This is a genomic window from Streptomyces sp. NPDC001027 (genome assembly GCF_040299045.1).
Classification (GTDB): domain Bacteria; phylum Actinomycetota; class Actinomycetes; order Streptomycetales; family Streptomycetaceae; genus Streptomyces.
This window is the reverse complement of sequence record NZ_JBEPBI010000373.1, coordinates 1-5,477: the sequence shown is the minus strand read 5'-3', so window position 1 is coordinate 5,477 and position 5,477 is coordinate 1. Positions and strand designations below refer to the sequence as shown.

At 68.7% G+C, this 5,477-nt stretch carries 9 protein-coding genes; 3 read left to right on the top strand and 6 right to left on the bottom strand.

Annotated elements, in window-relative coordinates:
• From ABT300_RS40880 to ABT300_RS40865, 4 genes are all read right to left on the bottom strand, one after another.
• Nucleotides 1-358: nuclear transport factor 2 family protein (locus ABT300_RS40880; RefSeq protein WP_351687329.1), on the bottom strand; the 358-nt coding region annotated here is incomplete at its 3' end.
• A gap of 26 nt (nt 359-384) precedes the next feature.
• On the bottom strand, nt 385-1,173 hold the full coding sequence (locus tag ABT300_RS40875; RefSeq protein WP_351687326.1) for an MBL fold metallo-hydrolase: 789 nt from the start codon (nt 1,171-1,173) through the stop codon (nt 385-387).
• 150 nt (nt 1,174-1,323) lie between these two features.
• On the bottom strand, nt 1,324-1,704 hold the full coding sequence (locus ABT300_RS40870; protein ID WP_351687323.1) for a VOC family protein: 381 nt from the start codon (nt 1,702-1,704) through the stop codon (nt 1,324-1,326).
• 353 nt (nt 1,705-2,057) lie between these two features.
• The gene (locus tag ABT300_RS40865; RefSeq protein ID WP_351687320.1) at nt 2,058-2,393 is read right to left on the bottom strand and encodes a winged helix-turn-helix transcriptional regulator; all 336 of its coding nucleotides are present in this window, start codon (nt 2,391-2,393) and stop codon (nt 2,058-2,060) included.
• A gap of 65 nt (nt 2,394-2,458) precedes the next feature.
• Between ABT300_RS40865 and ABT300_RS40860 the strand changes: the two genes are divergently transcribed.
• Complete coding sequence (locus ABT300_RS40860) at nt 2,459-3,301, top strand: SDR family oxidoreductase (protein ID WP_351687317.1); 843 nt, start codon at nt 2,459-2,461, stop codon at nt 3,299-3,301.
• A gap of 79 nt (nt 3,302-3,380) precedes the next feature.
• Here ABT300_RS40860 and ABT300_RS40855 read toward each other — a convergent pair whose 3' ends face one another.
• On the bottom strand, nt 3,381-3,599 hold the full coding sequence (locus ABT300_RS40855; RefSeq protein ID WP_351687314.1) for an MmyB family transcriptional regulator: 219 nt from the start codon (nt 3,597-3,599) through the stop codon (nt 3,381-3,383).
• A gap of 119 nt (nt 3,600-3,718) precedes the next feature.
• On the opposite strand from ABT300_RS40855, the gene ABT300_RS40850 reads away from it, so the two are divergent.
• Together ABT300_RS40850 and ABT300_RS40845 are read left to right on the top strand one after the other, a co-directional pair.
• Nucleotides 3,719-4,015, top strand: a complete 297-nt coding sequence (locus tag ABT300_RS40850; RefSeq protein ID WP_351687311.1) for a hypothetical protein — start codon at nt 3,719-3,721, stop codon at nt 4,013-4,015.
• A 19-nt stretch (nt 4,016-4,034) separates the two neighbouring features.
• The gene (locus ABT300_RS40845; RefSeq protein WP_351687308.1) at nt 4,035-4,745 is read left to right on the top strand and encodes a hypothetical protein; all 711 of its coding nucleotides are present in this window, start codon (nt 4,035-4,037) and stop codon (nt 4,743-4,745) included.
• A 90-nt stretch (nt 4,746-4,835) separates the two neighbouring features.
• On the opposite strand, the gene tpg is transcribed toward ABT300_RS40845, so the two are convergent.
• Nucleotides 4,836-5,393, bottom strand: a complete 558-nt coding sequence (gene tpg / locus ABT300_RS40840) for a telomere-protecting terminal protein Tpg (RefSeq protein ID WP_351687306.1) — start codon at nt 5,391-5,393, stop codon at nt 4,836-4,838.
• Nucleotides 5,394-5,477: the final 84 nt, after the last annotated feature.

Genomic DNA, 5,477 nt, shown 5'->3' with positions numbered 1-5,477 from the left:
CGGAGAAGAGCCACATCTCGGTGATCTTGCCATTCTGGATGCGCAGGAGGTCCACGCCGTCCATCGCCATGGACGTGTCGCCGCGGCGGCCGGTGAAGTGAAGGGCGGCGGCGACCAGGTCGCCGTTGCCCATGAGGGAGTGGATCCTGTCGATGGCGAAGGTGCCCTGGCTGGCCTCCATCATGCTGCCGAGCATCTGGAAGACGGCGCCCTGGCCCTTGTGGTCGCCGGAGAACTGGTTGGCGCCGGGCTGGTGCCAGACGATCTCCTCGTCGAGGAGGCCGCCGAGGGCGGCCATGTCTCCGGTCTGCACGGCCTGGAAGTAGGCGTCGGCCAGGTCGAGGTTGACAGTGGTCATCGTGGTCTCCGTGGGTTCGGTCGGGGTCATCGGGCGAAGTCGAGGCGGTCGGCGAGGCCGGCTTCGGCGAAGGCGGCCTGGATCTCGCCGCGGCCTTCCCGAAAGTGAGCCCAGCTGTCGTAGTGCGCGGGGACGACGCGTCGGGCGCCGAGTGTCTCGGCGGCCTCGGCGCCCTGGGCGCTGTCGAGGGTGAGCAGGGCGCCGTCGAAGGCGAAGGGCATGCGGGCTCCGCCGAGGAAGAGGATCGCGGTGTCGACGGGGGCGAACCTCTTGGCGATCTCCCTGACGTGCTCCAGGGCGGCGTTGTCGCCGCTGACGTAGATCGACGGCAGGTCGTCGGAGGTGAGCATGAAGCCGATGACGTCGCCGGTGACAGGCTCGCAGCCCGCGGGACCGTGCCGGGCGGGCACGCCGGTGACGGTCACGCTGCCGCCGTCCGGCCGCTCGAGCTCGGCAGTCTGCCAGAAGGCGAGGCCGCGGGCGTTGCCGCCCAGGCGGCCGGCGCCGCTCTCGGTGGTGAAGGCGACCGGCGCCTCGGCCAGGAGGGCACGGCCGGCGTGGTCGAGGTTGTCGTCGTGCTCGTCGTGGGAGAGCAGCACGGCGTCGACGCGGCCGAGGCCGGCGGCGGTGACCGTCGAGGGGTCGGTCTTGAGGAGCTTGTGGTCGCCCGGGAGGGGCATCGGGTACTCGCCGGGCGGGTCGAAGGTCGGGTCGGTGACGAACCTGAGTCCGCCGTACTCGAACAGGGCGGTGGGACCGCCGTAGACGCGGACGGGGATCTTCTCGCCGGTGGCGTCGGCGTCGGCGCCGGACATCGGGGCACCTTTCGGTCGGGGGGACGGGGGTACGAGGCCCTGCGGCGTGCTCCGGCGGCAGAGGCTGGACGCAAGAGGCACGGGTCACGGGGCTGTCGGCTCCCTGAAAGGGCAGCCAACCGGGGTGGATGGCGGCCCATGGCCGGGCTTTTACGGGGCGGGTACGGAGAACACTCCGAAGTGGTTGCTCGCTGTGTCCCTGAGCCGGGCGAAGGTGAAGCCCGCGGAGTCGGAGACCGGCGCCATGAGCACCTCGGCGCCCAGCTTCTCGGCGCGCTCGACGGTCGCGGCGACGTCCTGGACGAAGACGTAGAAGATCGCGTAGTCGGGGAAGCCGCCCTCCGACTCCCATACGCCGCCGCCCGGTTGCGGGGCGCCGGTGGTCATCACCGAGTGGTAGGTGACCCCCGGGGTGTTGGTGTTGAGGACGTACTGCCAGTCGAAGAGTTCGCCGTAGAACTCCTTGACCTTCTCCGGCTGGTCGGTGCCGAACTCGAACCAGGCGACCGAGTTGAATGCGGGAACCGTCATGACGCTCACTCCTTACGCCCCTTGGGGGCAGAGATGTGTGTCTCCGTGGCATGCCGAATCCAGGCAGTGAAGTCGCCTCGCGCCGGGGCGACATGCCGGGCCGGCGGAGACGAGAACCGGAATCGGCCCGGCGTCCAGCAAACCATTTGTATTCCATGGAAGCAACTTCCTTGGATTATTGTTCCACGAGTGCGGGTGCGTGCTCGGTGGTTTGCGGATGACCGGGCCTGGCCGCAGACAGCGGAAGGACGCAGCCCCGCGTATGCGGACCGCCGGTCCGTCAAGGAGTGGGGCGGCTGCCTGTACGTGGTGAAGGGCGCGGTCGAACTCGCCCCGCCGGGCGGGGGCTCGGATCAGGCGGTGACGTCGGCCTTGGGGTCCGGCACCGCCGTGGCCCAGGCGCCCATGGCGTCCAGGACCTCGCGCAGCCCCTCCCCGAGAGGGGTGAGCGCGTATTCGACGCGGGGCGGGATCTCCGCGTACGTCGTGCGCGTGACGATGCCGTGCCGCTCGAACTGGCGCAGTCGGCTGGTCAGGGTGTGCGGACTGATCCCCGGCAGGGCATCGCGCAGCTGGTTGAACCGGTGGGAGCCGTGGAGCAGCTCGCGCACGATCAGGGTGGCCCACGGTCCGTTGAGCAGCGTGAGGAACCGGGCGACGCCGCACTCGGGGAGACAGGGATCGGTCACAGTTTCTGACCGTACTCCATTAGTGCAGTTGATGTAACTGGTGCATCGCATGCACTAATGGGGCCATGACCTATGTGATCCATGGCGCCACCGGTGCCCAGGGCGGCCCTGTCGTCGCCGCTCTCGCCGCTGCGGGCAAGTCCGTGACCGCTCTGACGCGCAACCCCGACGCGGTCGTGCACGGCGCGCAGCGCGTCGTGGCCGCCGGCTACTCCGCCGTCGACCTGACCGACGCCTACCGAGGCGCCGAGGGCGTCTTCGTCCACCTGCCGGTGGCCCCCGAGCAGGACCGCCAGACCTACGCGCACAACATCCTCACCGCTGTCGGCGAGGCCCGGCCGGACCACGTCGTGTTCTCCACCAGCGGTTTCGCCGTCGATGCCGCCATCGGCGGTGCCGCGGCGGCCCTGGCCGTCGGCCTGGCCGACAGCGGTGTGTCCCACGCGGTCGTCGCACCCGAGCTCTACCTCGAGAATCTGCTCATGCCGCACGTCATCGGCTCGGTCCGCGAGCGCGGCGTTCTGCCCTACCCGATCCGGACCGACTTCCCCGTCTCCTGGGCCTCCCACCTGGACATCGCTGACGCCGTCGTGGCCCTGCTCGACCGCACGGACGTCACCGGCGTGATCTCCGTCGGCCAGTACCCGGCGATCACGGGGCCGGAGCTGGCCGAAGCGTTCGGCGCCCGGCTCGGACGGAACGTCGTCTTCGACCAGATCACCCCCGAGGAGTTCCGTACGTCGATGACTCCCCTGATGGGGGAAAGCGCCGCCGCCGACATCGCAGGGGCCTACCAGGCGATGAGCGCCATGCCTGACCGCTCGATCGCGCCGGAAACCTCCGCCCAGAAGCTGCTGGGAGTGACCCCCCGGACCACAAGCCAGTGGCTGGCCGACATCGGCCTCTGACCGCAACCGCTGTCAGTTTTCGCCGAGTTCGCCAAGATGTGGTCGCCTCCCGCCGCATCCGGCGCGCGGCGGGAGGCGGTCAGATCACGGCTGCGAGCGACGTTGGGTGGTGGATGGTCTTGCTGCCGAAGTTCTGACTGGCGACGTGGCGGCTGGCCCGCCATTGCCGGAAGAGTGGGTAGTGGACGGAGAGTTCGCCGACCAGGCTGACGAGTCGTGGGTCCTTGGGGTTGTCGACGGCCTTCATGCGCGGGTCGGTGAACAGCATGCGAATGTAGTTGCGCTCGTGCGGGGCCATCTTGTCGATGAGCCCTCGACGCCATCACCGCCGAGCTCCTCGCAGGCCCCGCCATCGACTACCAACACCGCCGCGAGGCCCTCGCCACCTGGACGCTGGAACCCGAGAACTGGCAGCACATGCTCACCCAGCTCCCGGACCTCACGAGCCACCGAAAGCCCCTCAGCGACGACCGCCGGCGCCTGGCCGTCAGCGGCTACATCTGGACCCGCGTCACCGAAGGCGAGCCCGACTTCGCACCCTGCCCGCCACACATCGCCCCCGACCCCGCACTACGCGCCGTCTGGACCCGGGAGCGACACAACGTCTTCCACTGGCTCCGCACAACTGACCACCAGCCCTACTACGGAGCCCTCAAGCCACTGCTCGAAGACCACGCCGAGCGCCTGGCCAAGGCGATCGACCACTGTCAGTGACGGCATGCACAATGCGTTCATGAGCCACGACTACAGGCCCGGTGACGTGCTGTTGCTGGAGTGCCAGTTCACTGAGACCGCCGTCACCGACGTCACCTGTTACCACGTGTCCGTGCGGTGGCCGTGGTTGGAAGTGGACCCACAGGCCGAGAACTTCAGGTGGAACGGGCAGAGGGCGCTTCCAACGCCCGCGGCCCGCGAGTGGGAGATCTTCCGAACGGAACCGGCGGAGACCGCACTGAAGCCGGGCGATGCCTGCCTGGTGGGAATCCCAGCGACCGTGGTGCACGTCCAGGCAGTCCACCACTTCGATCCGCCCCTGATCACCGGCATGCTGCCCCGGCCCGCGTCCTACCTTGAGGTCCTGCAGCAGGGTGAGACCCACGACCCTTCCCTCGAGGACCAGGGCTACACGATCGATCCGGCCGGCGGCGAACCCATACGCATCGAGCTGTTCTTCCGTCCGTACGCCTTCCTCGAACTGGGTGATGAGGTTGTTGACCGGGACGGGCGCGCCTGGCGGTTCGATGCAGCCTGGAACTGGCACCCCTTCGACGGCGAACAGCCGGGCACTCCGGCCTGGCCGCTGAAGTTGATCACCCGCCAGGGTGAGCCGACACCGAAGGAAGCCGAAGAGGTCGCCCGGGCAACAGCAGTCGGCAGCCACTTGGACGAACTGGAGCGGTGGAGCGCACTCACTCACGCGCGACCAGCCGCCCATCAGCAGTAGGCCCCGCCGGTGACAAGAAGCCTGCCTACGTGACAGCTATCTTGCTTCGGCTCACTACCCTGCGGAAACGGTGCCTCCGAGTGACAACAATCAGTAGTCCAGGTCGAGGTAGTCGATGTCGTTGAGGGTGACGTCGGAGAGCGCTGTGGCGCGGCCTCCGCCGTCCTGGAAGTAGATCTCCTTGAATCCCTCGGCGATGATCTGGCGCATCTGCTGGTCACTGGCGCCTGTGTTGCGGGCGTCGAAGAGGCGTTGTGCGTACGCAGGTGGCAGGTGCACGGTCAGCCGTCGGAAGCGTCCGTCGTCGGTGGTGCCGATGGGTGCGGTGTAGCCGAACCGCGCCCTTGTCTCCACCGTGATGCCCGTGGCGGTGGCGGCCTGCTTACGGCGGCGTCTGCGGACCTGGGGCTGCCAGCGCGCCCGTACGGCCGCGTCGATCCGTTCGGCGATGGCCTGGGGCGGGTGCTTGCGTTCGCCCTTGCGGTAGCGCTCGACCGAGCGTTGGCTGACCCCGATCTCCTCTGCGACGGCGCGGGTCGTCTTGAGCTGCTTCATCAGGTAGTTGATGCGGGCCTGGAGTGTCTTGGGCGGCTGGCGGGTGAAGCCCTCTCGGTCGGCGCGTTCGATGGCGTCGTCGATCTCTCCCACAGCGGCTACTCGCCTTCGTCCAGGACGGCGTCGCCGCCCTTGATGTGGCGGGCGGGGTTGTAGCCCTGCTCCATGAGGTCGACC

What these genes read in the sequence shown, in the direction of transcription:
- ABT300_RS40875 (WP_351687326.1), bottom strand. Translation starts at nt 1,173, where the DNA reads ATGTCCGGCGCCGACGCCGACGCCACCGGCGAGAAGATCCCCGTCCGC.
- ABT300_RS40845 (WP_351687308.1), top strand. Translation starts at nt 4,035, where the DNA reads ATGAGCCACGACTACAGGCCCGGTGACGTGCTGTTGCTGGAGTGCCAG.
- ABT300_RS40855 (WP_351687314.1), bottom strand. Translation starts at nt 3,599, where the DNA reads ATGGCCCCGCACGAGCGCAACTACATTCGCATGCTGTTCACCGACCCG.
- ABT300_RS40870 (WP_351687323.1), bottom strand. Translation starts at nt 1,704, where the DNA reads ATGACGGTTCCCGCATTCAACTCGGTCGCCTGGTTCGAGTTCGGCACC.
- ABT300_RS40860 (WP_351687317.1), top strand. Translation starts at nt 2,459, where the DNA reads ATGACCTATGTGATCCATGGCGCCACCGGTGCCCAGGGCGGCCCTGTC.
- ABT300_RS40850 (WP_351687311.1), top strand. Translation starts at nt 3,719, where the DNA reads ATGCTCACCCAGCTCCCGGACCTCACGAGCCACCGAAAGCCCCTCAGC.